This is a genomic window from Bacillus sp. SIMBA_074, assembly GCF_046534555.1.
In the GTDB taxonomy this organism is placed as follows: domain Bacteria; phylum Bacillota; class Bacilli; order Bacillales; family Bacillaceae_G; genus Bacillus_A; species Bacillus_A mycoides.
Genome location: NZ_JAWRYM010000013.1, coordinates 16,145 through 42,636 on the forward strand (window position 1 = coordinate 16,145; position 26,492 = coordinate 42,636).

28 protein-coding genes and 1 riboswitch are annotated in these 26,492 nt (G+C 35.9%); of the genes, 16 read left to right on the forward strand and 12 right to left on the reverse strand.

Translation table 11 applies throughout. The annotated features are described in order from the left end of the window. Positions 1-34: 34 nt before the first annotated feature. The 4 genes from SB773_RS15640 to SB773_RS15655 form a co-directional block, all read right to left on the reverse strand. Positions 35-865, reverse strand: coding sequence for a CAP domain-containing protein (locus SB773_RS15640; RefSeq protein WP_410590784.1), 831 nt, complete (start codon positions 863-865; stop codon positions 35-37). 465 nt (positions 866-1,330) lie between these two features. Beyond that, complete coding sequence (locus SB773_RS15645; RefSeq protein WP_002166117.1) at positions 1,331-2,659, reverse strand: (Fe-S)-binding protein; 1,329 nt, start codon at positions 2,657-2,659, stop codon at positions 1,331-1,333. Continuing rightward, a complete protein-coding gene (gene glcD, locus SB773_RS15650) occupies positions 2,656-4,068 on the reverse strand; it encodes a glycolate oxidase subunit GlcD (protein WP_410590787.1) in 1,413 nt (470 codons plus the stop codon). The genes SB773_RS15645 and glcD overlap by 4 nt, the downstream gene beginning before the upstream one ends. A 117-nt stretch (positions 4,069-4,185) precedes the next feature. Next, on the reverse strand, positions 4,186-5,301 hold the full coding sequence (locus SB773_RS15655) for a CdaR family transcriptional regulator (protein WP_002140915.1): 1,116 nt from the start codon (positions 5,299-5,301) through the stop codon (positions 4,186-4,188). Between the two features lie 136 nt (positions 5,302-5,437). On the opposite strand from SB773_RS15655, the gene SB773_RS15660 reads away from it, so the two are divergent. The 9 genes from SB773_RS15660 to SB773_RS15700 all read left to right on the forward strand — a co-directional run bounded on the left by SB773_RS15660 (position 5,438) and on the right by SB773_RS15700 (position 13,597). Continuing rightward, on the forward strand, positions 5,438-6,409 hold the full coding sequence (locus SB773_RS15660) for a YncE family protein (RefSeq protein WP_002086851.1): 972 nt from the start codon (positions 5,438-5,440) through the stop codon (positions 6,407-6,409). Further along, positions 6,406-7,077 (forward strand): response regulator transcription factor, encoded by a 672-nt coding sequence (locus tag SB773_RS15665; protein ID WP_002126137.1) that lies wholly within the window; start codon positions 6,406-6,408, stop codon positions 7,075-7,077. The genes SB773_RS15660 and SB773_RS15665 overlap by 4 nt, the downstream gene beginning before the upstream one ends. A gap of 3 nt (positions 7,078-7,080) precedes the next feature. Further along, positions 7,081-8,481 carry a sensor histidine kinase gene (locus tag SB773_RS15670; protein WP_410590790.1) on the forward strand — a complete coding sequence of 467 codons (1,401 nt, stop codon included), beginning with the start codon at positions 7,081-7,083 and terminating at the stop codon, positions 8,479-8,481. A 229-nt stretch (positions 8,482-8,710) separates the two neighbouring features. After that, entirely contained in the window at positions 8,711-9,400 is a 690-nt protein-coding gene (locus SB773_RS15675) for a FadR/GntR family transcriptional regulator (RefSeq protein WP_410590892.1), read from the forward strand. 168 nt (positions 9,401-9,568) lie between these two features. Then, on the forward strand, positions 9,569-10,288 hold the full coding sequence (locus SB773_RS15680) for a (Fe-S)-binding protein (protein WP_002011587.1): 720 nt from the start codon (positions 9,569-9,571) through the stop codon (positions 10,286-10,288). A 16-nt stretch (positions 10,289-10,304) separates the two neighbouring features. After that, positions 10,305-11,726 carry a LutB/LldF family L-lactate oxidation iron-sulfur protein gene (locus SB773_RS15685; RefSeq protein WP_002011586.1) on the forward strand — a complete coding sequence of 474 codons (1,422 nt, stop codon included), beginning with the start codon at positions 10,305-10,307 and terminating at the stop codon, positions 11,724-11,726. Continuing rightward, positions 11,726-12,436, forward strand: a complete 711-nt coding sequence (locus tag SB773_RS15690) for a LutC/YkgG family protein (RefSeq protein ID WP_410590792.1) — start codon at positions 11,726-11,728, stop codon at positions 12,434-12,436. Before SB773_RS15685 ends, SB773_RS15690 begins: the two co-directional genes overlap by 1 nt. 112 nt (positions 12,437-12,548) lie before the next feature. Further along, positions 12,549-13,271, forward strand: a complete 723-nt coding sequence (locus SB773_RS15695) for a prepilin peptidase (protein ID WP_113770128.1) — start codon at positions 12,549-12,551, stop codon at positions 13,269-13,271. Positions 13,272-13,285: 14 nt separating this feature from the next. Beyond that, complete coding sequence (locus SB773_RS15700) at positions 13,286-13,597, forward strand: cyclic-phosphate processing receiver domain-containing protein (RefSeq protein WP_410590795.1); 312 nt, start codon at positions 13,286-13,288, stop codon at positions 13,595-13,597. Between the two features lie 27 nt (positions 13,598-13,624). Here SB773_RS15700 and SB773_RS15705 read toward each other — a convergent pair whose 3' ends face one another. From SB773_RS15705 to phaQ, 7 genes are all read right to left on the reverse strand, one after another. Then, on the reverse strand, positions 13,625-14,476 hold the full coding sequence (locus tag SB773_RS15705; protein ID WP_002011581.1) for a formate/nitrite transporter family protein: 852 nt from the start codon (positions 14,474-14,476) through the stop codon (positions 13,625-13,627). Positions 14,477-14,685: 209 nt separating this feature from the next. Beyond that, a complete protein-coding gene (locus SB773_RS15710; RefSeq protein WP_002011580.1) occupies positions 14,686-15,480 on the reverse strand; it encodes a TerC family protein in 795 nt (264 codons plus the stop codon). A 79-nt stretch (positions 15,481-15,559) separates the two neighbouring features. Further along, positions 15,560-15,732, reverse strand: a riboswitch (yybP-ykoY riboswitch). A gap of 38 nt (positions 15,733-15,770) precedes the next feature. Continuing rightward, positions 15,771-17,090, reverse strand: a complete 1,320-nt coding sequence (locus SB773_RS15715; RefSeq protein ID WP_410590798.1) for a TrkH family potassium uptake protein — start codon at positions 17,088-17,090, stop codon at positions 15,771-15,773. A 113-nt stretch (positions 17,091-17,203) separates the two neighbouring features. Further along, complete coding sequence (locus SB773_RS15720) at positions 17,204-17,389, reverse strand: alpha/beta-type small acid-soluble spore protein (protein ID WP_000241212.1); 186 nt, start codon at positions 17,387-17,389, stop codon at positions 17,204-17,206. 142 nt (positions 17,390-17,531) lie between these two features. Next, a complete protein-coding gene (locus SB773_RS15725; RefSeq protein WP_001067911.1) occupies positions 17,532-17,975 on the reverse strand; it encodes a MaoC family dehydratase in 444 nt (147 codons plus the stop codon). A gap of 101 nt (positions 17,976-18,076) precedes the next feature. Beyond that, positions 18,077-18,601, reverse strand: coding sequence for a polyhydroxyalkanoic acid inclusion protein PhaP (phaP, locus tag SB773_RS15730; protein ID WP_113770126.1), 525 nt, complete (start codon positions 18,599-18,601; stop codon positions 18,077-18,079). Between the two features lie 42 nt (positions 18,602-18,643). Further along, on the reverse strand, positions 18,644-19,096 hold the full coding sequence (gene phaQ, locus SB773_RS15735) for a poly-beta-hydroxybutyrate-responsive repressor (RefSeq protein WP_000903018.1): 453 nt from the start codon (positions 19,094-19,096) through the stop codon (positions 18,644-18,646). A gap of 198 nt (positions 19,097-19,294) precedes the next feature. Between phaQ and phaR the strand changes: the two genes are divergently transcribed. The 5 genes from phaR (at position 19,295) to SB773_RS15760 (ending at position 24,504) form a co-directional block, all read left to right on the forward strand. Then, the gene (gene phaR / locus SB773_RS15740; RefSeq protein ID WP_000566956.1) at positions 19,295-19,777 is read left to right on the forward strand and encodes a polyhydroxyalkanoic acid synthase subunit PhaR; all 483 of its coding nucleotides are present in this window, start codon (positions 19,295-19,297) and stop codon (positions 19,775-19,777) included. 152 nt (positions 19,778-19,929) lie between these two features. Continuing rightward, positions 19,930-20,673: an acetoacetyl-CoA reductase gene (locus tag SB773_RS15745; protein ID WP_002086832.1), complete on the forward strand. Its 744-nt coding sequence runs from the start codon at positions 19,930-19,932 to the stop codon at positions 20,671-20,673. A gap of 83 nt (positions 20,674-20,756) precedes the next feature. Then, on the forward strand, positions 20,757-21,842 hold the full coding sequence (phaC, locus tag SB773_RS15750) for a class III poly(R)-hydroxyalkanoic acid synthase subunit PhaC (RefSeq protein ID WP_000206840.1): 1,086 nt from the start codon (positions 20,757-20,759) through the stop codon (positions 21,840-21,842). 95 nt (positions 21,843-21,937) lie between these two features. Then, positions 21,938-23,131, forward strand: coding sequence for an NAD(P)/FAD-dependent oxidoreductase (locus SB773_RS15755; RefSeq protein WP_410590803.1), 1,194 nt, complete (start codon positions 21,938-21,940; stop codon positions 23,129-23,131). A 23-nt stretch (positions 23,132-23,154) separates the two neighbouring features. Continuing rightward, complete coding sequence (locus tag SB773_RS15760; protein WP_002011570.1) at positions 23,155-24,504, forward strand: TrkH family potassium uptake protein; 1,350 nt, start codon at positions 23,155-23,157, stop codon at positions 24,502-24,504. A 38-nt stretch (positions 24,505-24,542) separates the two neighbouring features. Here SB773_RS15760 and SB773_RS15765 read toward each other — a convergent pair whose 3' ends face one another. Next, positions 24,543-24,926: a DUF3905 domain-containing protein gene (locus SB773_RS15765; RefSeq protein WP_002011568.1), complete on the reverse strand. Its 384-nt coding sequence runs from the start codon at positions 24,924-24,926 to the stop codon at positions 24,543-24,545. A gap of 97 nt (positions 24,927-25,023) precedes the next feature. On the opposite strand from SB773_RS15765, the gene SB773_RS15770 reads away from it, so the two are divergent. Beyond that, positions 25,024-25,179, forward strand: coding sequence for a hypothetical protein (locus tag SB773_RS15770; protein ID WP_002011566.1), 156 nt, complete (start codon positions 25,024-25,026; stop codon positions 25,177-25,179). A gap of 228 nt (positions 25,180-25,407) precedes the next feature. After that, entirely contained in the window at positions 25,408-26,484 is a 1,077-nt protein-coding gene (locus tag SB773_RS15775) for a putative 2-aminoethylphosphonate ABC transporter substrate-binding protein (protein WP_002030507.1), read from the forward strand. Positions 26,485-26,492: the final 8 nt, after the last annotated feature.

Below are 26,492 nucleotides of genomic sequence, written 5' to 3' on the forward strand. Positions count from 1 at the left end.
AAAAGAGTCTTCTTCTAGAAGACTCTTTTTTTATTTATTTCGTAATAAATTGTTGTGTCCAGTAGTTGCCGCTTTCTACATAGCCAACACCGATATGAGTGAAGCCACTATTTAAGATGTTTGCACGGTGTCCAGCACTGTTCATCCAAGCTTGTACAACTTCTTCTGGAGTACGTTGTCCTTGGGCGATGTTTTCACCTGCAGATTTATAAGAAATACCAAATTTCTTCATCATGTCAAACGGAGACCCATATGTAGGGCTGTTATGATCAAAGTAGTTGTTTTTTTGCATATCTTCAGACTTAATGCGTGCTACTTTGCTTAATTCAGTATCGATTTGTAATGCTGATAAGCCTTGTTTTGTACGCTCTGCGTTTGTTAATTCAACAACGCGTTGTTCGAATTCGCTTAAAGATTTTGCTTCTTCAGCAGGCTTTTGCTCAGCTGGTTTTTGTGTTTCGTTTTGAGTATTGTTGTTTTCAGCTGGTTTTTGAGCTTCTGGTTTAGCAACTTCTTCAGCAGGCTTTTGCTCAGCTGGTTTTTGTGTTTCCTCAGCAGGCTTTTGAGCTTCTGGCTTAGCTGTTGGTTGTTCAGTAACAACATTTTCAGTAGGCTGTTGACCAGGAATGAAGCAATCTTGTTGGAATTGTCCTTGGTTCCATTGTGCTAATGATTCAGCTCCCATAGATTGTAAGAATGCTTGTAATTCTTGTTGGCTCATTTGCTTCATCATCATTTTTGAATGCTGAATATTTTGAACCTTTATGTTAGATGGTTGTACTGTTGCAGCTTGTGCATCTAAAGAAGATACTCCTAAAGTAAGAGCTGTTGCAGCAGCTACAGATAATAAAACACGCTTTTTCATGATGTGTGTCCCCCTATATAAAGTTTTAATTTGTTTTCACACGATTTGTTTTTGACAGCCTGTCTGACTGACCAATTCATCGTAGCATACAATTTGCGAGAAAAAAGATGGAAAAAAATTCATAGACTTAAAATTTTCCTAATTTATCCTAAGAGGAGGAAAGGGATGAAATAAGAGAAACATAGAGTATAAAAGGAATTTTCAGCATTTTTATACTTGGTTTTAAGAGGGGATTTTTGGATAAATGTACCTATATTAAAAATGAAGAATCCTATTGTATCAATGATTTTAGCATTTTTTTGAGGAATATAATGGATGTATTTTTACAAAACTGTAATGTTTCTGTTGTTCTTTTTTATAATAAAGTAACATATTTTTAATGTTGTAGCGGACAAAAAAGCGGCTATCTCTTTACATAGACGAAGGAGATAGCCGTTTTCCTATTATTACGTATGTTACGAGTTATTACGAATTGGTTTCAATTGCTTCTAATAATAAGTCTACAATATGAATTCCGCGCATTTTATGAGAGATTTTTTCACGTTCAATACCTAGTTTCATTTGTAATAGACACCCAGGATTTGCAGTAACAATTGTCGCTGCAGCTGTTTCATGCACACGATCCATTTTGTAATTTAGAAATTCCATTGATAACTCCGAATGGACAATATTATAAATACCAGCAGAACCACAGCAACGGTCCGCATCTTTCATTTCGCGGTATGTTGCGCCTTGAATGGCCTCTAGTAACATACGAGGTTCCGAAGATGTTCGCATAACATTGCGTAAATGACAAGAGTCTTGATACGTAATGATTTGCGGCGTGAGTCGTAAGTCATTACGTTTATGGAAATCTAGTTCTACTAGTATAGCAGTAATATCTTTAATTTTAGAAACAAATTGCTTTGCGCGTTCAGCCCATTTGGGATCATCTTTTAACAGATAATCATAGTCTACGAGGTAAGCTCCGCAACCACCTGCATTCGTAATAATATAGTCGATGTTTAAATCTTCGAATGCTTCTATATTTCGTTTTGCTAATTCTTTTGCTCCACTCTTTTCACCAGCATGCCCATGTAATGCCCCGCAGCAACTTTGTGTTTTCGGAATAACGATATCACAACCAGCTAACTGAAGAAGTTTCATCGTTGCGTTATTTGTTTCTAAAAACATCGTATCCATTAAACAGCCTGTGAAGAATGCAACTTGTTTCTTCTTTGCCACCTCAGCAGGTAAAAATTCAGGACGATCTTTCATTGCTTTCATTTTAGGGACTTTTGGCAAAACGAGGTCCATCGTTGCAAGTGTTTCAGGGAATAACTTCATAATACCTGTTTTATGTGTTAGCGTTTGTAAACCAGAACGCTGGTAAAATCCGATTAGTCCTGTTAATGTTCGCATTCGGTTTTGATGCGGGAATAGTCCTTCAAAAACAACTTTACGAACAGCTCTCACGGGCATGGAGAACTTTTTATTTTGATTAATAATATCACGAGCTTCTTCTAATAAATGTCCATAATTCACACCAGATGGACAAACAGGTTCACAAGCGCGGCAGCCAAGGCAAACATTTAATGTATCTTCAACATCTTCATCCGGCTCAATTAAACCATCAACGACGGCTTTCATTAAGGCGATACGTCCGCGTGGGGAATGTGATTCTTTATACCCAGATTGAATGTAAGTAGGGCAAGTTGGTAAGCAAAAGCCGCATCGCATACAGTTTAGTAGTTCATCTTCACTTAATCGTTCTTTAAATTCCTTTTGAATGTTTTCTTTATTTAATGTGGTCATCGCTCAACCACCACTCTTTTACGAGAGTCTTTCGCGAACACCTTTCCAGGATTCATAATGTTGTTTGGGTCGAAGGCTTGTTTAATCCCTTGCATAGCAGCAATACCTTCTTTACCTAATTTCATTTCTAAATACGGAGCTTTCATTGCGCCAACACCATGTTCACCAGTAATCGTACCACCAAGCTCAATCGCTTTCGCAAATATTTCAGCAAAAGCTTGTTCGGCACGATGCATTTCTTCTTCATTACGGGCATCTGTCATACAAGTCGGATGCAAATTACCATCACCAGCATGACCAAAAGTACAAATAGGAATATTATATTTCTTTGCAATTGCATTAATTGCTTCAACCATTGGAGCGATTTGTGAACGTGGTACAGTTGCATCTTCTAATATTGTTGTCGGTTTTAGTCTTGCAAGTGCTGATAGTGCACTACGGCGTGCTGTACGAAGCGCATCTGCTTCGGCTTCATCTTTTGCAACGCGAACATCGACCGCATTCATAGCACGGCAAACGTTAGCCATTTTTTCGATATCGCGATTGACAACCTCGGGCGGGCCATCTTGTTCAATTAATAAAATTGCTTTAACGTCAGTTGGTAAACCGATTTGTGCAAACTCTTCTACAACTTCAATTGTTGGTTGGTCTAAAAACTCAAGTGTCGCCGGAATAATTTTATTTGCAATAATAGCAGAAACAGCTCGAGCAGCTTCGTTAATATCTTCATATAGCGCAAGCATCGTTTTCTTCGTTTCAGGCATAGGGACAAGTTTTAATATAGCTTCCGTAACAACACCAAGTGTTCCTTCAGAACCAATAAATAAACGAGTTAAATCATAACCAGCTACATCTTTTGCTAATTTACCACCAGTGCGAATGATATCGCCGTTCGGTAAGACAAGTTCAAGCCCCATTACATAATCACGTGTTACGCCATATTTTAAACCACGTAATCCGCCGGAGTTTTCATTAATGTTACCGCCGATTGTAGAAATTTTCATAGAGCTTGGATCTGGTGGATAAAATAAACCTTTTTCTTCTACTGCTTTAATAATATCAAGTGTAATAACACCAGCTTGTACAGTAATTGTTAAATTCTCTTCGTCAATTTCTAAAATATTGTTCATATGGCGGAAAATAAGGACGATACCACCTTCAAGTGGACACGTTCCAGCGCAAAGATTTGTTCCAGACCCGCGAACGTATACTGGGATTTTATGAGTGTTACACACTTTTAACACGTCTGCTATTTCATTTGTATTACGAGGAGCGATGACTGCATCAGGCATCGCTTGGAAGTTTGGAGTGGCATCATAACTATAAGTTAAACGCCCCATATTGGATGTATCTACATTATCTTCGCCAACAATAGATACGAATAAATCAATAATTTGCTTTTCTAACATTGGAAATCCCCCTCAAACTGTTAACGTATTTCGTCATAATAAAAAACGTTGTAACAGTGCTTTCATTATAATGATAAAAAAGTTGGAGGATTCTTTCTATGTACAATCATCTAAAGATTAATCAATTTTATCGTTATTTTTTGTATGATTATCTAATAAGAGGAGTGCGAAGTATAAAACATTTAAATCTTTGAATTGTTTCGGGTCAAGTCCTGTATGTTCTTCAATCTTTTTTAGCCTGTAATGCAATGTGTTAATGTGTATATGTAATTGCTCAGCTGTCTGCTTATAAGATTGGTTATAATCGATAAATAAACGTAAAGTGTGCATAAGCTCAGGAGATGATACTAAGTTTTCAATGGTACGCTCTAGAAACTGTTCTCGAGTTTCAGTAGAAATATCTTGTAAGCACATTTCTAAACGTAAATCTTCATTAAATACAATTTTTTTCGTTTCAAGTGATACTGAAAGGGCGCGTAATGCTTGTTCGTACGATAAGTTCATATTGCTTGGCGTAACTGTTTGTCCAATCCCGATATATAAAGTAATAGAAAATAAAGTTTCACAGTCTTGTTTTAACCGTTTTAAAAATTGAAAGGTTTGCTCTTTGGATTGGATTGTTGTAAACAAAATAAACCGATCATTTCCCCAGCGAACAAATAAATTTTCTTTTGCTAAAATGTTGCGCATATGTTGCCAAATTTTACGCTGGAGCATCGTATTATCTTGGGCGATTGATAATAAAATAAGTTGTTTCTTCTTATATAAATCAATGCCAAGCGTTTTTGCACGATCGAGAAAACTTGGAGACCAGTCTGTATTTTGAAGCCAATCAAAGACAAATGCTTCATAAGAACGGTGCTCAAGTTCTAGTTGTTCTAAAAAGTAGTTTTCATGAATTAATAATTCGGTCATCTTACGTAATATTTCTCCGTATTGTGAAATATTTTCAGGTTCTCCTGTAATTCCAATCACGCCGATTACTTCGTCATGGAATAGTAAAGGAAGGTTCATCCCAGCTTTTACACCTTGCAGTCGTCGTTCATCGTCTTTTGTAATAATGACAGTTTTCTTTTGTTTCGCACAGCGGAGTGCACCTTCATGAAATTGACCGATTCTTTCCGCATCTGTACTTGCGATAATAACGCCTTGTATATTAATAATAATAATGTTCTCAGTAATTAATCTGCGTACTTCACGTACAATTTTATTTGCTAAATCAGGAAAAAGCATAATTTACACACCTCAAATTCTATTTGTTGTACATTATATATGTAAGTTTATTAATAAAGGAAGATTTCACATTTTCCACACATTTATTTGTTATTTTACAATTATAACGAAATCATCCGAAGATGGAGGGAATCTTTTGAGAAAGTATGTTTTTCTTCTCTGTTTTTTATTTCTATTAGTAGGGTGTCAAGGAAGTTCGTATACACCGATTGCTAAAGATAAAAGTGTTATTATAACAACGAATATAAAGGAAGGTAGTATTAGTTTTATTGATAAAAAAACAAAGAAGCTATTAACAACATGGGAATTAAATGAGCCGATTGCGGGGGTTACGCTACTTCCAAATGGCGAGGAAATACTTGTTTATGGTAAGCAATTAGAATATATGTATGTATATTCACTAGCAGAAGGAAGACAAGTGGACAAATATAAGACTGGAAAAGGAATTGCTAATGTTATCGCATCAGATGATGGAACACAATTATTTGCTGCCGATCAAAATGAACAAAAGGTAAGGTTCTTTACAATAAAAGGAAAAGAGACAGGGAGTGTTTCAACAGGAAAAGGGCCGATAACGATGGTAGAGCATCATAACCAGTTATCTGTACTCAACTTTTATGATACGAAACTAACGACCATTGATACAAAGAAAAAAGAAGTGATACAGTCCTTTATGATTCCACCAGCATCAACAGGAGCAACGGTTAGCGCTGATGGGAAAGAAATATGGATTGGTGGACATGGTGATGGAAGTCAAGTGAATGAGAAAGTATTAGTGTATTCTTTACAGAGCGGAGAGATGATGCGTTCTTTACATGCTCCGTTTATGCCTGTGAATATAACAAAGGATGATAAGTATGTATATGCGCTAAGTCACGGTTCAAATACGCTTAGAAAGTTTGATGCAAGTACGTATCAAGAGGTAGGATTTGTAGAAGTAGGATCTAATCCATTTGCATTTTTGAAAAGCGGTGCAGAAGGATATGTAGCTAGTTATGATAGCGATGAAGTGTGCGTAATGGATATGAAGAATATGAAAATAAAACAAACAATTAAAGTCGGAAAAGGACCGTTTCAACTCATAGAGAGAGAAGGGGAAGGACAATGAGTAAATATAACGTGCTAGTCGTAGATGACGAAAGTGATATGAGGCAACTTGTCGGAATGTACTTAGATAACTTCGGATACGAGTGGGGAGAAGCTGAAAATGGAAAAGAGGCACTTCGAAAATTAGAGACGGATCATTATGATTTCGTTGTACTAGATATTATGATGCCTGAGATGGATGGGCTTTCAGTTTGTAAAGAGATTCGAAAAACGTCGGATGTACCTATTATATTTTTAACAGCAAAAGGTGAAGAGTGGAATAGGGTGAACGGCTTACGTATGGGAGCAGATGATTATATTGTAAAGCCATTTAGTCCTGGGGAACTAATTGCTCGTATGGAAGCTGTTTTAAGACGATATACAAAGCAAGAACAGCAAGAAGAGATTCAATTTGGACCGATTCTTATTAATGAAAAAAGTAGGAGGGTCGAGACGAATGGTGAGACGATTCCTCTTACGGTAAAAGAGTTCGATTTACTATATTTTCTTTGCCAACATAATGGACAAGTATTTAGCCGGGAACAATTGCTTGAAAAGGTGTGGGGATATGATTATGCAGGAAGTACAAGAACGGTAGATACGCATGTGAAAACGATGCGTCTAAAGCTAGGAGAAAGTGGAAACTACATTCAAACCGTTTGGGGTGTAGGTTATAAATTTGAGGTGTAACGTATGTTTACGATGGTACAAAAGCTTTGGCTTACAGTAGTATGTGCAGTATGTGTAACAGTTTCCTTTCTTTATTTTGTATCTTTATACTCATATGAAAAGTTATACGTTGATAATTTAAAAGATTCATTAGTAATGGAAGGGAAACGTCTTGCCACGCAATATGATAAACGTGAAGGAGTATCCACTTTTGAAGAGAAAGTAAGGGCATATGATCAAATATCTAGTTCAGATGTCCTTTTCGTATACAATCCGCGTGATTTAAGCGCATGTTTGCCTTTTGATGTTCACCATCATCCTCTTATAAGTGAAGGGGATAGACAGGCGCTATTAGATGGGAAAACTGTGACAAAGATAGGGTATGAAGAACATTTTGATCGTAATATTATGGGTGTTGTCATCCCTGTTTTAGATAATAAAAAATTAGTTGGTATTGTATACTCTTATATTCCTTTAAAAAGTATAAAAGACTTAATATTTGATATGGGTCTTATTTTAGCGCCGTTAGCACTTGCAATGATTTTAATTACAATATGGATTGGTAGAAAAATTATTATCGCCATTACGAGACCGCTTTCGCAAATGGAACGAGTTGCAAATCATTTGGCTACTGGAGATTTCTCAGAGCGGATTACAATTTCTTCAGAAGATGAAATTGGACGATTGGGAAAAGCCTTTAATAAAATGGCAAATTCCTTAGAAACAGAAGATGTAAAGCGTAAGGAATTTTTAGCTAATGTTTCGCATGAACTTAGAACACCGCTTAGTTATATTAAAGGATATAGTGAAGCTATTTTAGACGGTGTAGCGAAGGGGCCGCAGCAGGAAAAAGTAACGCAACTTATTCATAAAGAAGCAGGTCGCATGCAGCGCCTCGTTCATGATTTATTAGATCTAGCGCAGCTAGAAGGTGAACACTTTCCCTTAAAGAAACAACCTATCGTTTTTTCACAGCTTATTGAAGATGTACTAAATACGTACGAGTTACAGTTTGTAGAAAAAAACCTTCGTATTTCAACGAATTTAAATCCTGAAATTATCGTAATGATTGATGAGGATCGTATGCAACAAGTACTTCATAATGTATTAGATAATGCGATACGTTATACAAATCAAAACGGGGATATCATAATAACATTAAAGCAAATCGATGATTATTGTGAATTGCACATAAAAGATACAGGAATAGGTATTGATAGAGAGCATTTAGAAAATCTGGGGGAACGCTTTTACCGAGTAGATAAAGCGAGAAGTCGTCAACATGGTGGAACAGGTTTAGGTCTTGCAATTGTAAGGCAAATTGTTCATATACATGACGGTGAGTGGAGAATAGAAAGTGAAAAAGGTAAGGGCACGAAAGTTAGTATTAAATTAAAAGCACAAGATGAGGAGAGCATATTCTAACTTTTGGAATATGCTCTTCGTATTGAAGGTAAATAGTTACGCGTAAATGTATTAATTAATATCAAACAAATATCAAAAATTTGACTATTTTATGAACAAAACATTTGTACTTCTTACTAATTCGTTCTAAAATAGTTATGGATGCTAAGTTCTTATAAAACGTTACAATTGTTGTTTGGAAGATACTGAGGTGATTTAACTGGAGTACAAATCTATTAAACCGAAAAAAATTTACGAAGAAGTATCTGAAGCTATTTTAACAATGATTAAAAATGGTACGTTAAAACCTGGTGACAAACTACTTCCTGTTCATCAATTAGCTGAGCAGTTTCAAGTTGGCAGATCTGCTGTTCGTGAAGCGCTAAGTGCGCTAAGAGCAATGGGCTTAATTGAAATGAAACAAGGAGAAGGTACATATGTAAGGAATTTCGATCCTTCTTCATTAACAAAATCACTCAATAACAAGTTATTAATGAAGAAAGAGGATATTTTGAATTTATTAGAAGTACGGAAGGTGCTCGAAGTGGGGGCAGTTCGAGCGGCAGCGGCAAAACGTACGGAAGCTAATTTGCAAAATATGAAGCAGTGGTTAGATGAAATGGCAAAGAGTATTGGAGATGAGAAGGCTGGCGAAAAAGCAGACTTTCATTTTCATATGGGAATTGCAGAATCTTCGCATAATAACATCTTGCTTGAGCTCATGAATCATGTTTCAGAGATGATTGCTGAAACGATTGGTGAATCAAGACGCATTATTTTATATGGTGAACAAACAACATCAGAACGACTTTTAGAAGAGCATCAATCTATATATGATGCGGTGTTAAAGCAAGATGTGGAATTAGCGCAGAAAGCGATGCTAGATCATTTAACAAATGTAGAACATATTGTCACAGGTAAAAGCGATATGAATTCATAATTTAATCTTTTAAAAATCTAATTTTCTGATAAAATAGAGAGAGATTAAGTAAGCGTTTTCTTTAGGAGAGGGAGAGGATAGGCCATGGTTGAGCCTACTTCTTCTAATCTTAGTCATCTGATGACCATATGATTTTTGGCGGAGTTGTAATGAGGGGGAATTATAGTTATGAAAGTTACTTTATTTGTTACTTGTTTAGTCGATATGTTTGAAACAAACGTCGGTAAAGCAACAGTTGAAGTATTGGAGCGTTTAGGTTGTGAAATTGAATTTCCAGAAGCACAAGTTTGTTGTGGTCAGCCTGCTTATAATAGCGGCCATGTAGAAGCAGCGAAAGAAGCGATGAAACATATGATTGAAACTTTCGAAGATGCAGAATATATCGTTACGCCATCTGGATCTTGTGCGACAATGTTTCATGAGTATCCGCATGTTTTTAAAGATGATCCGAAGTGGGCTAAACGTGCACAAAAGGTTGCTGATAAAACATATGAATTTACACAATTTATTGTAGATGTTTTAAAAGTTACAGATGTTGGTGCAAGTTTACCAGGGATAGCTACTATTCATAAATCTTGTCATATGACACGCCTGCTTGGAGTAAAAGAGGCACCAGGAATTTTATTATCAAGCGTAAAAGGATTAATTGTGAGAGAACTGCCGAACGTGCAAAATTGTTGTGGGTTTGGGGGAACGTTTTCAGTTAAGATGACTCCAATTTCTGAGCAAATGGTAGATGAAAAAGTAGATAGTGTAATGGAAACAGGTGCAGATTATTTAATCGGTGCAGATTGTGGGTGTTTGTTAAACATTGGCGGACGTATTGAGCGTTTAGGAAAAGAAGTAAAAGTAATGCATATTGCTGAGGTCTTGAATAGTCGCTCATGAAGGGGGAACATAAGCTATGTCTATGAAAATCAGTGAGAAAAAATTTAATGATCGCGTTGGCGATGGAATTCAAGATTCGTTTATGCGCGGAGCGGTATCTTCTGCACAAACGCGTTTATATACAAATCGATTAAAAGCAGCTGACGAGTTGGGAAACTGGGAAGAGTGGCGTGAACTAGGTGAACAAATTCGTCAACATACGTTAGAAAATCTTGATTATTATTTAATGCAGTTAAGTGAAAATGTATCAAAAAGAGGCGGTCACGTTTACTTTGCGAAAACGAAAGAGGATGCAGCAAAGTATATTCAAGACGTTGCAAAAAAGAAACAAGCGAAGAAAGTTGTAAAATCAAAATCAATGGTAACTGAAGAAATTAGTATGAATCATGCCCTTGAAGAGATTGGTTGTGAAGTGTTAGAGAGTGACTTAGGAGAGTATATCTTGCAAGTAGATAACGATCCACCATCACATATTATTGCGCCTGCACTTCATAAAAACAGAACGCAAATTCGTGATGTATTTAAAGAAAAACTTGGATATGAAAATTCTGATGATCCATACGAAATGACAAAGTTTGTTCGTAAACAACTTCGTGAGAAATTTATGGATGCAGAAATTGGTGTGACAGGTTGTAACTTCGCTGTTGCAAATACTGGCTCTCTTTGTTTAGTGACGAATGAAGGTAATGCCGATCTTGTCATGTCGATTCCGAAAACACAAATTGCAGTAATGGGTATGGAACGTATGGTTCCGACAATGGAAGAATTAGATGTTTTAGTTGGTTTACTATGTCGTAGTGCGGTCGGTCAAAAATTAACAAGTTATGTAACAGTAGCAGGACCAATTCAAGAGGAAGAGGTAGATGGACCAGAAGAGTTTCATTTAGTCGTTGTTGATAATGGCCGCTCTCAAATTCTTGGATCGGAATTCCGTTCAATATTGCAATGTATTCGTTGTGCCGCTTGTGTTAACGTATGTCCCGTATATCGTCACGTTGGTGGACATTCGTATGGATCTATTTATTCAGGACCAATCGGTGCGGTATTAACACCGCTTTTAGGTGGGTATGACGATTACAAAGAGCTTCCTTATGCATCTAGTTTATGCGGAGCATGTACAGAAGCTTGTCCAGTAAAAATTCCATTACATGATTTATTATTAAAACATCGTCAAGTCATCGTTGAGCAAGAAGGTCGTGCCCCACTTGCAGAAAAATTAGCAATGAAAATGTTTAGTATGGGTGCTTCTTCAGCAGCTTTATATAAAATGGGATCGAAAATGGCACCGGCAGCAATGAGTCCATTTACATCTGGTAACCGTGTATCAAAAGGTGTTGGACCACTTAAAAACTGGACGGATATTCGTGAATTCCCAGCTCCAAGTAAAGAACGATTCCGTGATTGGTATAAAGATCATAAGAAAGGCGGGGACAAATAATGACAGGATTAATTCAAAACCGTGAGTCCTTTCTAGATAATATCGCAAAAGAACTTGGGCGCGCGCGTAAAACAGAAGGCATAGAACGTCCAGCATGGAAAAGTAATGTGAATGTAGAAACGTTAAAAGATTATTCACAAGAAGAATTGTTAGAAGTATTTAAAAAGCAATGTACAAACATTCATACAACTGTTGTGGAAACGACAAACGACCGCTTACGTGAAGATATTCAAAAAGTAATTGTTGAAAACGGCGGAGGACCTATTATATTATCAGCAGATGAACGTTTTGATTCCTATGGATTGACTTCTTTATTTAAAGAAGAGCTTCCAAAGCAAAATGTTGAGGTAAATGTATGGGATCCTGAGAAAAAAGAAGAGAATATGCGTATAGCGGAAAAAGCGAATATCGGTATTGCATTTAGTGATTATACTTTAGCTGAATCTGGTACGATTGTTGTACAAAGTCATAAAGGACAAGGGCGTTCTTTACACTTTTTACCGACTGTATACTTTGCTATTATTCCACGTGAAACACTTGTACCGCGTATTACACAAGCAGTTCAACATATGAACTCTCGTGTGGAAAAAGGTGAAGCAGTCGCATCTTGTATTAACTTTATTACAGGACCAAGTAACTCTGCGGATATTGAAATGAATCTTGTTGTCGGAGTACACGGGCCGTTAAAAGCAGTATATTTCATCGTATAAAATAGGGGAAAGCAGGCCGGAAAACGGCCTGCTTTTTTAATAGAATAAAGATAATATGAAGTAGAAGTTCTCTCCTTTTTTTGTTATGTTCTTTTGGAAAGGAGAGGAAGGGATGTTCACTTATTTATATGCATTGTTAATAGGTATGGTGTTTGGTTCTTTTTTTATGGTGATTGCGATGAGAGTTCCAGTAGGGGAATCTATTATTACACCGCGTTCGTACTGTCATTACTGCGAGTATACGTTACAGCCGAAAGAACTTATTCCAATCATTTCATTTTGTATACAAAAAGGGCGTTGTACGAATTGTAAGAGCAAAATCTCAAGTTTGTACATAGTATTTGAATTTGTTACAGGCAGTTTATTTTTTCTTACTGTATATGTAATTGGAATGGAAAGAGAGCTCATCATCATTTTATCGCTTTTTTCGTTACTTCTAATTATTTCAGTTACAGATTTAGTATATATGCTAATACCTAATCGTATTTTAATTTGGTTTGCGCTTTTGCTTATTTTAGAATGTATTTTTGTACCGTTAGTTACTTGGATAGATAGTTTAGCTGGTAGTGGAACTATATTCATTTTGTTATATTGCATGCAAAAGATTTATCCAGATGGTCTTGGCGGAGGTGATGTAAAATTACTTTCGTTACTCGGATGTATAGTCGGAGTGAAAGGGGTTTTTATAACTTTATTTTTAGCATCTTGCTTTAGTCTTTGTTTTTTCGGGATAGGTATAGCGCTAAAACGTATAAACATAAGAACTCCAATTCCGTTCGGACCTTTTATTAGCCTTGGAGCAATATGTTATGTGTTGGTCACATATGCAAAATAGAGAGGAGATAGAAAATGAATGTATATATGGATGATCAAAGAAGTTGCCCATACGGATATGTTTTGGCAACTACAGTAGAATCTGCCTTGCAAATTGTTAGGGATAATGAGGTGAATATTATTTCCCTCGATTATAATATGGGATGGCGACAAAAAAGTGGGTTAGATTTCGTAGAAGCTTTCTGCAACGAAGGTTTACATGTTAATGAAATTCACCTTCATACAAATGATGTCATCGGTATGCATCAGATGAAAAAGAGCATAGAGAGAGGGAAGGAAAACGGGGAAATTAATCCTTATATTGCCTTGAAATATGTAGGGAGCTAAAAACTCCAAAGTAAAACTTTGGAGTTTTTAATGTTTCATATGTGCTTGTAAAGGAATAATTTCCTCCGTTTGAGCTCCAACTAATTGAGTTTTCTCTTGTTCAACAACAGGTGCTTTCTTTGTTAAGTAATGATATACCATACCGACAAATACGGATCCGCCAATAATGTTACCGATTGTAACTGGAATTAAGTTATGAATAGCGCCCGCAAAAGAAATTGTCTCAGGATGTGGTGATACTAAAGATAAAGCAAACAGTGATAAGTTTGCAATGCTATGCTCATAACCAGATAAAAAGAAAGTGAAAACGAGCATCATCATCATTAATATTTTTGCTGTGTCACCTTTCACTTGAGAAGGTAAGAAGCAGGCAAGACATACGAGCCAGTTACATAAAATCGCTTTAAAGAATAATTGCATTGTAGGTGTATTCATCTTTCCTTCAACAACTTTATTCATTAAATGACTGTGATCAATTGCTTCGAAAATTCCAGTTGCGTAAAATAGTAAGGCAAAGAATAAAGCGCCAGCTAAGTTACCTGCATAACAAGCAACCCAGTTGCGGAGTGTATCAGAAATCGTTGTTTCTTTTCTTAAAGTTGCCACTGTGAAGTACATTGTATTGCCAGTAAATAATTCAGCGCCGCCATATATAATAAGCACGAGAGCAATTCCGAAAAACATGGAGGAAGCTAAATATGTTGCTGGTGAATCTGCAATATGAAAAAAGTTACCTAATTTAAAACATAGTACAATAATAAAACCGATATAAATGCCCGCAAGTGCAGCACGAATGAAATATTGCATTGGATTTATATCTAGCATTTGTTTTTTGCTCTTAGCCAGTTTTACAACGTAATCTAATCCTTGTTCTAGCATGAGTAATACGCTCCTTTAATACATCGTCTATAAATACTCCTTATATGAATAAGGTACATGGATTTGTTCATAGTTTCAATAAGTTTGTGCAATATTTCACAAAAAGGACATACATCTAGAAAGGAAGCGTTTACAAAAGGTAGTATAATGGAATTTTTTCTGAAAGTAGAGAGGGGAATTGAAACGAGAAAAAAGAAAAAGCGCTGTAATTACAGCGCTTTTTCGTCTAAATTCTTTTCTACTTTTACTTCTACTTCTTTCGAGAAGAACCAACCGCAAACTGCGATTCCAACTAATACAATCCAGAATGTAAGCTTCCACGGAGTGGATTCTGGGAATGAATGCGGAAGGACATTTAAAGCAGGGTGTGCTAGCGTATAAACTGTTAATTTCACACCAACCCAACCTACAATTAAAAATGCTGCAGTTTCAAGTCCTGGTTTACGTTTTAATATTTGTACGAAAGCAGTTGCTGCAAATCGCATTATAACTAATCCGATAAGTCCACCTGTAAAGATAACGATAAATTGACCTGTATCAAGACTACCAATCGTACCTAATCCTGTTTTCGGTAAAGTCACTGCTAATGCAACAGCAGCTAAAATTGAATCAACTGCGAAGGCGATATCAGCAACTTCGACTTTAAATACAGTCCACCAAAAGTTCTCTTGTTTTTTCTTTGCTTCTTTTTCTTCTGTTTCTTCATGTGTATTCTTTTTAACATACGTTTTAAATAAGTGATTCCCCGCGATAAACATAAGATAAATCGCACCAATTGCTTGCACTTGCCATACATCTACTAGGAACGAAATCATAAATAGTGATCCGAAGCGGAAAACGAAGGCTCCTGCTAATCCATAAAATAGTGCTTTCTTTCGTTTTTCTTCTGGTAAATGTTTTACCATAATTGCGAGAACGAGAGCGTTATCAGCCGCTAAAATCCCCTCTAGTGCAATTAGGATGAGTAATACCCAACCATACTCCAATAATAATGATACATCCATGTACATTCTCCTCTCATTTCTATAAAGACTAAACAAGTGAAGAAGTTCCCCACTGTTTAGTTTCCCCATACTCCTGCCTATCAACGGTGGAAGGAATTTGAAAACAAAAAAGACCTCTGCCGTTGATAGGCAAAGGTCTTGCTAGACATATGTAATGAAAATGCCAACAAAGCCGGAAGAACTAAGTTCTACGTAATGACGACTTTGTTTCCAAGAAATAGTTCTTGGACGCTACTCCCCTTTGGAGATATGCTATTGTACTCTCATTATATGGATAATTTATACGGTTGTCAACCTGTTAAAATATCTTCGTTTGGATATTTTATTTTTCTTTGTTTTTTACGTGCAAATGAAAAGGCTAATGTTAAAGGCCCCATCTTTCCAAAAAACATCATAAAGATAATAATTGTTTTGCCGATGATTGTTAAGTGTGGCGTCAAATTCATGCTAAGGCCGACAGTTCCAAATGCTGAAAATACTTCAAAAGTACTCATTAATAAAGGAACCTTCTCAGTGATGCTTAAAATTAAAATGGAAAGAAAAATAAAAGAAATTGAAATAATAGTAATCGTTAATGATTTGACAATGAGCGTATCTTTAATGGATTTTTTAAACACGACAATATCATCTTGTTCTTGCAAAAATTTAAATACGCCGAAAAACATAATCAAAAAAGTCGTTAACTTAATCCCACCACCAGTTGAAGCACTACCAGCACCAATAAACATAAGAAGCATCATTAATAAAAGTGAAGGTTTTGATAATGCAGAGATATCAACAGTATTAAACCCGGCAGTACGTGTTGAAACCGCTTGAAAATAAGCAGCCATACCTTCTTCAAATGGTGTAAAACCTCTCATGGAAATTGAATTATGGAACTCAAATATAAAGATAAAAGCTGTAGCAATAATATTGACGATTAGAGTAGAAGAGAGCATAAGCTTTGAGTGCAAAGTAAGGTTTTTAAAGTTTTTCTTTCTTTTTATATCTACGATAACCGTAAAACCAATCCCACCTAAAATGATGAGAGAAGAAATAACGAGATTGACGAGAATGCTATGGGAGTGCGACATTAAATTATCGCTCCACACAGAAAACCCAGCATTATTAAAGGCTGAGATAGAATGAAAAAAGCTGTAATATATACCTTTGGCAACCCCATATTTTGGTACCCATTCAAAAGAGAGAAGTAAAGTAGAGATACATTCTACAGTAAAAGAGAATAAAAATAATGCTTTTGCAAGACGAATGATTCCGCCAACATTTGTTTGGTTTAATGCTTGTTGTAATAAAATCCGGTTTTGAAGGCCGATTTTTCTGCCGAGCATAATTGCGATTAAAACAGCAAAGCTCATAATGCCAAGCCCACCAACTTGTATAAGTGTTAAAATGACACATTGGCCAAATAAGGTAAATACTTTACCAGTGTCCACAACACCAAGCCCTGTAACCGTACAAGCAGAAACCGTTGTAAATAAGGCATCGAGCCATGAAATGGACGTTGTTGTAGCAATTGGCAATTTCAATAGGCATGTACCGATAATCGATAGCATAATAAAAGATACAGTAAGAACACGGGGAGGACTCATGCTAATGTTAATCCGTTTCATTTCACATATCGTTCCTTTCGATTTGCTCTTACTAGTATGTGAAGAAGCACTATTATGTATGTTAAAAAAGAAAGAGGCAGAGAATATCTGCCTCTAAGCCATAGGTTATATAGTTATCCGCGTAATTGTTGTTGAGCTAAAGCAACAAGACGTTTCGTTACTTCACCGCCAACTGATCCGTTAGAACGAGATGCTGTATTAGATCCTAAGCTTACACCGAATTCTTGTGCGATTTCATATTTGAATTGTTCAAGTGCTTGCTCTGCACCCGGAACTAGTAATTTGTTTGTTTTCACCATGTTGATACACATCCTTAAAGAGTAATCCAGTTTAGCTAAGTGCTATCTGGTAATGTTATTTTATGTGTAAACGACGTACTCATACACGGAAGTAAACGGTGTGATTAGAAGTTCTTGGATAGAAAAAAGAGTAGCAAATTTGCTACTCTTTTTTCAGTATTGTCGCTGTACCTTCTACGACAATATCATCAGATTGATTATATATGTTTGTTTGCAATGTGATAATTTTTTTATCGTCCCGTTTTTTAATAACTTCTGCCACAACGCGAAGTGTATCACCGATTTTGACAGGAGCACGGAATGAAACGTTTTGTGATAAATAAATCGTATTTTTGCCAGGAAGTTTCGTTCCAAGAATGGTAGAAATAAAACTTGAAACGAGCATGCCATGGGCAATACGTTCTTTGAACATTGTCGTTTTTGCAAAAGAGTCTAGAATGTGAATAGGATTTACATCTCCAGTCAATTTTGCAAAATTGATAACGTCCTCATCCGTAATTTTTTTTGTCAGTGATGCTTGATCACCGACTTGAATCTCATCGTAACGAAGCTCCGGAACAGTTTGTGCTTCTTGAAATGGATTCATTTTGTCCTCCTTCTTTTCCATATCGAAAAATGTAAGCCATCTTGATGTAGTAGGAGGAAGAAAGAGTTTTGTTTGTGCTGCAGTTAGTTGCCACATTTTTCTTACTTGATGGAAGTAAATAGATTTTTTGAGTTTTCCTCGAACTGCTTTGCGAGTTCTAGTTGTTTGGACTTGAACTCTCCCAAAAAAACTTCTAACTGTTTTTGAACCTCTTCACGTTGCGACTGTTGTTGTTCGATAAAGTGTTTTGTTGTTTCTTCAAATTGGCCGCTAGTTTGAGTAAGAATAGACAAAGATGTTTTCGTAGGCGAAACAGTAAGTTGGTGCATTTGATTAGAAAGCTCATTCCACTTTTCTTGCCACTCGTTAATTTGATCATTTAAGGAGTTTCCAGTTAATTGCTTCACATAGTCTGTATATTGGTTATTGAACTGAGTAGTGAATTGGTGTAGTTCTTTTTCTAGTTCATCTACTCCTGATGTTAATTTATGCAAAGCGTCTTGTTGTTGTTTTAACGTTTCTAAAGTAAGTTGCTCTAATTGTTTCCCAGCTGAAGAGAAGAGGGAAAGAGATTGAGACCAGTTTTTCCAAAATGCATCGACTAATTCGTATGGCTTAGTTTCCATTGTTTGACCTCCAAATGTTTTTTTGCATATTGTGAACGCAGATTACTCTGCTGTACCACCAGGTGAAGATGAAGAATCCTTTTCATCCTTTTCTGGAGAAGTAGAAAATGGAAAGAATGCATTGGTGTATAACGTGAAAAACGTCCGCAACATATTTTGATAATGTTCAAAAGAAGTCGCACATGTTGTTAAATATTGCTCTCCATATTCTGTTAAAGAATAAATTCGTTTCGCTGGCCCGCCTTCGCTTGTATCCCAAGTAGAAGAAATAAGATTTTCTTTTTCTAATTTGCGTAGTGTCCTATACACATTACCTTGGTCAACAGAAGAAAAGCCGATGTCCATTAGCATTTGAATAAGTTTGTAACCATGAAGACTCCAGTCTTTTAGACAGAGAAGTAAGAAAGGAACTAAGAAGTTTTTTGGCATGGAGTTTGGTTGTTTCGCTTGGTTTTTTTCCAAACTTTCTGGGTGTTCTGGTTCATTATGTAGCATGATTGTGCATCACCTCATGAATCAGTTAGATGGAATTTTTTGCTTATAAGTGCAATTTACACCTATCTGTTTTTAATGTCAATACATTTGTTAGAAAATAAAGAAAAATAAAATATATACTTGAAGTTTTATTCGGAATATTAGAAAATAGTGAATAGGTTGAATTGTTTCAAAAACGAAAAAGGGAGTGTAGTCGAAGTGATTGATCAAAAATTCGATCCATTGCAAGCATGGAAAAATGCTTATGAACAAACCGAAACATTTTGGGGAAAAGCGCTCAATGAAACAATTAAAACAGAAGAATATTCTGCTTGGATGGGCAGCGTTTTAGATTTGAATTTGTTTTATCAAAAAGCATTAAATGATACGACAAAAAATTATTTAGAACAGGTGAATGTGCCGACGAGAGAGGATATCGCTAGAGTAGCTACGCTTGTTATTAACTTAGAAAATAAAGTTGATAACATCGAGGAAATTCTAGAAGAGAAAGTGGATTCATTAGGACAAGCTCCTACATTAAAGCGTGATGTTACGAAAGTAAAACAAGATATGCGCACGTTAGAAACGAAAGTTGATCAAATTTTAGAATTGCTAGAAAAGCAAAATGCAGTACTAGCTAAACTACAAGTACCTGTAAAAGAAGAAGTAAAGCCTGTAAATAAGCCAGAAAATAAAAAATGATAATGGCGTTTGTTTATAACGTGTAAAAGAGAGAGGGAGAATCTCTTTTCATGTATAAACAACGAAACATAATTAATATATGGACTCAATTAGTATGAGTACCAAAATGATTCATAACAATCGTTCACAAATTCATTTAAGGGGGAAAAGAAATGGTTCAATTAAATGGCAAAGTAGCAATCGTAACAGGTGGGGCAAAAGGAATTGGAAAAGCAATCACAGTAGCATTAGCAGAAGAGGGAGCAAAAGTAGTTATTAACTATAACAGCAGTAAAGAAGCAGCTGAAAACTTAGTAAATGAATTAGGAAAAGAAGGACATGACGTTTATGCAGTTCAAGCGGATGTTTCTAAAGTAGAAGATGCAAACAGACTTGTAGAAGAAGCTGTGAATCATTTTGGTCAAGTTGATATTCTTGTTAATAATGCTGGTATTACAAGAGATCGTACATTCAAAAAATTAAATCGTGAAGATTGGGAGCGCGTAATTGACGTGAACTTAAGCAGTGTATTTAATACGACAAGTGCGGTACTTCCATACATATCGGAAGCAGAAGAAGGAAGAATCATTAGTATTTCTTCTATTATTGGCCAAGCTGGTGGATTTGGACAAACGAACTACTCAGCAGCAAAAGCAGGTATGCTAGGATTTACAAAATCATTAGCGTTAGAACTTGCAAGAACAAATGTAACTGTAAACGCAATTTGCCCAGGATTTATTGATACTGAAATGGTAGCAGAAGTACCAGAAGAAGTGCGTCAAAAAATCGTTGCGAAAATCCCGAAAAAACGTTTTGGTCAAGCTGATGAAATTGCAAAAGGTGTAGTATATCTATGCCGTGACGGTGCGTATATCACAGGTCAGCAATTAAACATTAACGGCGGATTATACATGTAATGAAGTAAGAAAAAAGTGCATATCCATAGCAGGAATGCACTTCTTTTTTTAGAAAGAAATTGACCAAAAAGGAGATAGGAAAAATGACTACATTCGTAACGGAATGGGAAAAGCAATTGGAGTTGTACCCAGAAGAATATCGTAAAGCATATCGCCGTGTGAAAAGAGCGAGCGAAGTTTTATTACGCGAACCAGAACCACAAGTTGGTTTAACACCGAAAGAGGTTATTTGGACGAAGAATAAAACGAAGCTGTATCGTTACATTCCAAAACAAGAAAAAACACAGAGAGTTCCAATCTTATTAATATACGCTCTTATTAATAAACCGTATATTATGGATTTAACTCCAGGAAATAGTTTAGTGGAATATTTAGTAGATCGTGGTTTTGATGTGTATATGCTTGATTGGGGCACATTCGGTTTAGAAGATAGTCATTTGAAGTTTGATGATTTCGTGTTCGATTATATTGCAAAAGCAGTGAAAAAAGTAATGAGAACTGCAAAATCGGACGAGATTTCTTTACTTGGTTATTGCATGGGTGGAACGTTAACATCTATTTATGCAGCGCTTCATCCGGACATGCCAATTCGTAACTTGATTTTTATGACAAGTCCTTTTGATTTCTCTGAAACAGGATTATACGGTCCTTTATTAGATGAGAAATATTTCAATTTAGATAAAGCGGTTGATACATTCGGAAATATTCCGCCAGAAATGATTGATTTCGGAAATAAGATGTTAAAACCAATTACAAACTTTGTCGGTCCATATGTTGCTTTAGTCGATCGTTCAGAAAATGAGCGCTTCGTCGAAAGTTGGAAATTAGTTCAAAAGTGGGTAGGCGATGGTATTCCGTTCCCAGGTGAATCGTATAGACAATGGATTCGTGATTTTTATCAAAATAATAAATTAGTGAAGGGTGAACTCGTTATTCGCGGACAAAAGGTAGACCTTGCAAATATTAAGGCGAATGTCTTAAATATTTCTGCGAAACGTGATCACATTGCTCTGCCATGTCAAGTAGAAGCTTTACTTGATCATATTTCTAGCACAGATAAACAGTATGTATGTTTACCGACAGGACATATGTCTATTGTGTATGGTGGAACGGCTGTAAAGCAAACATATCCGACGGTTGGAAATTGGCTTGAAGAGCGTTCTAATTAAAGAGAAGAAATCCAACTAGCTTATGTTAGTTGGATTTTTTTATGGAAAATGACGAAACATAGGAAGGAGAAAATTACATGGTAGGAGTATAATATATGAAGCTTATGACTGGTAAGTTGTTTTGGAGAGCTGGAGTTTCTGTACCTTGTTATCCAACGTTAGAAAATGATATGATATGTGATGTACTAGTAATTGGAAGTGGAGAAGCAGGTGCTCATATAGCGTATTCGTTAGCTAAAATTGGAATGCGTGTTATGCTCATTGAAAAAAGAGCAATTGCATGTGGTAGCACAGCTGCAAATACAGGATTATTACAATTTGTTCATGATAAATCGTTGACCTCTCTTATTCATACATTTGGTGAAGAGAAAGGGGTACGAGCATATAGACTTTGTTATGAAGCGCTGCAAACAATGGAAAAGGTTGTGCCAACTCTCGATATTGATCCCCATTTTATTCCGCGAAATAGTTTGTATTATGCAAGTAGAGATGAGGATATTTCATTTTTACAAGAAGAATATAATACGTTACGCCATTATGGATTTCCAGTTGAATATTTTACAGAGTCTGATATTAAGAAACGTTATTCATTTACAAAACAAGCAGCGTTATATACAAGCGGTGATGCAGAAGTGAATCCGTATATATTAGCGCATAGTCTTTTGCATAAAGCGAAACAAATAGGCGCTACTATATATGAACATACAGAGGCATTACATATTAAACAAATCCAAAATGATTTAATTTGTTACACGAAAACAGGAAATAAAATTGTAGCAAAGAATATTATTATGGCGACAGGTTATGAAGCAATTTTTGGAAAGAAAGAAAAAAATACAACAGTAGAAACGTCTTATGCCGTTGTGACAAATAAGATAGATTATTTTGAAGGCTGGCATGAGCAATCGTTAATTTGGGAAACAGCACGTCCGTATTTGTATAGTCGAACGTATCAAAACCGCATTGTTATAGGCGGATTAGATGAGGCGCTGAAAATTCAAAAAATCGGCGATACGAAATTATTGCATAAGCGTGATCTTCTTATTAACATTGTAAAAGAAATGTTTCCGCAGTATAAAAATATACGGGCAGAGTACTATTGGGCAGCAGCATTTGGTGGCAGTCATGACGGTCTTCCTATTTTAAAAGAAGATAAAAAAATACATAATTTATATTACGCACTGCCGTATGGGGGAAATGGAACTGTATACGGAATGGTATTTGCGAAACTATTTCAGCAGTTATTTACAAATGAAGAAAGTGATGATTTTTCTTTATTTAATCGATAGAAAAAAGGTAGCGAAGTGATGGAATGAGAGATATAAAAAAGTTTTTACAAAAGTTACGTCCCGTGCAACTTATCGTTGTATTTTATTTACTGGCGGTAGTTGTATCGGTAATTTTGCTTAGTTTACCATTTGTTACGAAGCCTGAAGTGAAATGGACATTTATCGATGCACTATTTACATCTGTTAGTGCGGTAAGTGTTACGGGACTGTCTGTTGTTACGATTTCAGATACGTTTACAACGGCAGGAATTATTGTTTTAGCCCTTATTTTACAATTAGGCGGATTAGGAATTATGGCGCTTGGTACATTCGTCTGGATTATAACGGGGAAAAAGATTGGTTTGCAAAGAAGAAGATTAATTATGGCAGACCATAACCAAGGGAATTTATCGGGCCTTGTAGAATTGATGCGTTCTATTTTAATTGTAATTATTTCGATAGAACTCATTGGAGCAATACTGTTAGGTACAAGGTTCTTACTATATTTCCCGACTTGGCAAGAAGCATATTTTCACGGTTTCTTTGCCGCTGTGAGCGCAACAACGAACGGAGGATTTGATTTAACAGGACAATCACTTATTCCGTACAAAAAAGATTATATTGTTCAAATGATTCATATGTTGCTTATTATTTTAGGAGCTATCGGTTTCCCAGTGTTAATGGAAGTAAAACAATTCCTTAGTAAAAGGCGACAACAACTATTTCGCTTTTCGTTATTTACAAAATTGACGACAACGACATTTTTTGTACTCGTTATTGTTGGAACAATTATGATTTTTCTATTAGAACGAAATCATTTTTTAGTAGGAAAGTCATGGCATGAAACTGTATTTTATACATTATTCCAATCTGTGACGACGCGAAGTGGAGGACTCGCTACAATGGACATACGTGAATTATCACAACCAACGCTTTTATTTATGAGTATATTAATGTTCATTGGGGCATCTCCAAGTTCAGTTGGGGGCGGAATACGTACAACAACATTTGCAGTTAGTATATTATCGTTATATACATTTGCAAGAGGCGGGAGAACAGTCCGAGTTTTCAAACGTCAGCTACATGAAGAGGACGTGTTGAAAGCATCTGTCGTTATGACGATGGGGATTTTATTATGTGCCTCAGCGCTATTCATTTTATCTATTACGGAAAATGTACCGCTTATGAGCTTAATCGTTGAAGTTTGTTCTGCTTTCGGAACGACGGGACTATCAACAGGTGTTACTCCTGATTTAACAACTGTTGGTAAACTTGTACTCATTGTACTTATGTTTATCGGACGCGTCGGTATTTTGACATTTATTTTAGCTAGTGGTGGAAGAGAGCAACCAGCTCGCTATAAATATCCGAAAGAGAGAATTATTATTGGATAGTATGAAACCATTCTACCTATGTTAGGTAGAATGGTTTTTTAGTCGTTAATTCCGAATTGGGGATGCATAAAAGCATCATTTTTATTATCAACTTCGTTTTTAAGTAATTCTTGATTTTCTTCTGCAATCCATCCGATATCATTTGTAGGATGGATCCATTCTTCCCCAGCCATAATGGCAGGATCTACCTCATCACTCCAATTATTAAGAGGACTGTTAGTGGAATCGTATTTACTGTCTCCAATTACAACATCATATTGATTTATAAAAGGTTGTTGCATCTTTTTGCCTGTGCCTTTAAAAGAAGGAAAGTTCATTTGATGAGGGAGCGTCTCGTCTAAAATTGGCGATTGTATCGTTTCTTTTTCTTTCAAAGTAATCGCTCCTTTTTGTAATGGCTTGTTCGTATGTAGTATTTCCATCTATAAGCTCTTATGTACTTGTTAACACTTCCCAGTAATAATTACTGTAAGTTGTTTCAAACTAGAATAGAAAGTTATTTCGTGAGAGCAGGTGAATATGTTGGTAAAAAGAAAAGTAAAACAAAATGCAGCAATTAATAATAATAAAACTCCGAAAGAAAGCTTACCAGATGCAGAATTTGCATTAGAGTATGAAGGAGAAAATAGTGCGAAGTATGCAAATCGTAATTCAAAAAAAGGTAAACAAAAATGAGGCGTTTTTTACAAACGCCTCATTTTTTTGTGGGATTATAAAGGTTTTTTTAATTATTTGTAAATTGCACGTTTGATATTGGCAGAAAAATGCGAAAAAACATAGAAGTAGCAACGTATTACACAAAAACAAACAACAAACAAAAGATTAATGTTGGTTTAATACTGCTTTTACACTAGTTGTTTATATTAGAGTTGTACATAAGATTTGTAAAAGGAGAGAGAGACAGTGAAAAAAACAATCTTTAAAGCTGTAGCAACTGGAATGGTATTTTCGTTATTAATGGGGTGTGGTGCAAAGAAAGAAGAAAGTGCTGGAGCAAAAGTAAAAGATGATAAATTATCTGGATCATTAACTGTTTACACAGCGATTGAAGAAGAGCTTGTACCGATTTATCTTGATTCTTTTAAACAGAAGTACCCAGACGTGAAGTTGAACATTGTTCGTGATTCAACAGGAGTTATTACAGCGAAATTGCTAGCTGAAGGAAAAAATACACAAGCAGATGTTGTATGGGGAACTGCAGCGTCTAGTCTATTAGCTTTAGAGAAAAAAGATATGTTAAAAGGATACTCTCCAAAAGGAGCAGATCGTGTCCTTTCGCAATTTAAAGACGATAAGAAACCAGAAAAATGGGTAGGAAATACTGCATTTATGACGGGGATTGCTGTAAATAAAGAAGAATTGAAGAAGAAAAATTTACCGATGCCAGAATCATATGAAGATTTAACGAAACCAGAATATAAAGGAACGCTAGTTATGCCGCATCCGGCTTCTTCTGGAACAGGATTTTTAACAGTTTCTGCATGGCTACAAATTATGGGAGAAGATAAGGGCTGGGATTACATGAAGAAACTTCATGATAATATGGCAACTTATACTCATTCAGGTTCAAAACCAGCGAAATTAGCAGGCGCAGGTGAATATCCAGTTGGTGTATCAATGGTTTATAGTGCTTTGAAAGAGAAACAAAAAGGTGCACCAGTTGAAGTTGTACTGCCGAAAGAAGGATTAGGCTGGGAAGTAGAAGCGAACGCACTTATTAAAAAAGATAATGCTAAAAATGATAAATTAGCGCAAGCATTTTTAGATTGGGCAATTACAGATGATGTAATGAAGTTATACTTCGAGAAAAATGGATTTGCGACAATTAAAAATGATTATAAACTTCCAGATGGATTCCCTAAAGATGTGACGGAAAAGTTATATAAAAAGAATGACTTTAAATGGGCAGCAGAAAATCGTGACAAAATTTTAGAAAAATGGGAAAAAGAGTTTGGCCAAAAAGCAGAACCGAAAAAGTAAGTGAGTGG

Coding starts and splice junctions, on each gene's coding strand:
- SB773_RS15640 (WP_410590784.1), bottom strand. CDS start 865: ATGAAAAAGCGTGTTTTATTATCTGTAGCTGCTGCAACAGCTCTTACT.
- SB773_RS15645 (WP_002166117.1), bottom strand. CDS start 2,659: ATGACCACATTAAATAAAGAAAACATTCAAAAGGAATTTAAAGAACGA.
- glcD (WP_410590787.1), bottom strand. CDS start 4,068: ATGTTAGAAAAGCAAATTATTGATTTATTCGTATCTATTGTTGGCGAA.
- SB773_RS15655 (WP_002140915.1), bottom strand. CDS start 5,301: ATGCTTTTTCCTGATTTAGCAAATAAAATTGTACGTGAAGTACGCAGA.
- SB773_RS15665 (WP_002126137.1), top strand. CDS start 6,406: ATGAGTAAATATAACGTGCTAGTCGTAGATGACGAAAGTGATATGAGG.
- SB773_RS15670 (WP_410590790.1), top strand. CDS start 7,081: ATGTTTACGATGGTACAAAAGCTTTGGCTTACAGTAGTATGTGCAGTA.
- SB773_RS15680 (WP_002011587.1), top strand. CDS start 9,569: ATGAAAGTTACTTTATTTGTTACTTGTTTAGTCGATATGTTTGAAACA.
- SB773_RS15685 (WP_002011586.1), top strand. CDS start 10,305: ATGTCTATGAAAATCAGTGAGAAAAAATTTAATGATCGCGTTGGCGAT.
- SB773_RS15690 (WP_410590792.1), top strand. CDS start 11,726: ATGACAGGATTAATTCAAAACCGTGAGTCCTTTCTAGATAATATCGCA.
- SB773_RS15695 (WP_113770128.1), top strand. CDS start 12,549: ATGTTCACTTATTTATATGCATTGTTAATAGGTATGGTGTTTGGTTCT.
- SB773_RS15700 (WP_410590795.1), top strand. CDS start 13,286: ATGAATGTATATATGGATGATCAAAGAAGTTGCCCATACGGATATGTT.
- SB773_RS15705 (WP_002011581.1), bottom strand. CDS start 14,476: ATGCTAGAACAAGGATTAGATTACGTTGTAAAACTGGCTAAGAGCAAA.
- SB773_RS15710 (WP_002011580.1), bottom strand. CDS start 15,480: ATGGATGTATCATTATTATTGGAGTATGGTTGGGTATTACTCATCCTA.
- SB773_RS15715 (WP_410590798.1), bottom strand. CDS start 17,090: ATGAAACGGATTAACATTAGCATGAGTCCTCCCCGTGTTCTTACTGTA.
- SB773_RS15720 (WP_000241212.1), bottom strand. CDS start 17,389: ATGGTGAAAACAAACAAATTACTAGTTCCGGGTGCAGAGCAAGCACTT.
- SB773_RS15725 (WP_001067911.1), bottom strand. CDS start 17,975: ATGAATCCATTTCAAGAAGCACAAACTGTTCCGGAGCTTCGTTACGAT.
- phaP (WP_113770126.1), bottom strand. CDS start 18,601: ATGGAAACTAAGCCATACGAATTAGTCGATGCATTTTGGAAAAACTGG.
- phaQ (WP_000903018.1), bottom strand. CDS start 19,096: ATGCTACATAATGAACCAGAACACCCAGAAAGTTTGGAAAAAAACCAA.
- SB773_RS15745 (WP_002086832.1), top strand. CDS start 19,930: ATGGTTCAATTAAATGGCAAAGTAGCAATCGTAACAGGTGGGGCAAAA.
- phaC (WP_000206840.1), top strand. CDS start 20,757: ATGACTACATTCGTAACGGAATGGGAAAAGCAATTGGAGTTGTACCCA.
- SB773_RS15755 (WP_410590803.1), top strand. CDS start 21,938: ATGAAGCTTATGACTGGTAAGTTGTTTTGGAGAGCTGGAGTTTCTGTA.
- SB773_RS15760 (WP_002011570.1), top strand. CDS start 23,155: ATGAGAGATATAAAAAAGTTTTTACAAAAGTTACGTCCCGTGCAACTT.
- SB773_RS15765 (WP_002011568.1), bottom strand. CDS start 24,926: ATGGAAATACTACATACGAACAAGCCATTACAAAAAGGAGCGATTACT.
- SB773_RS15770 (WP_002011566.1), top strand. CDS start 25,024: ATGTTGGTAAAAAGAAAAGTAAAACAAAATGCAGCAATTAATAATAAT.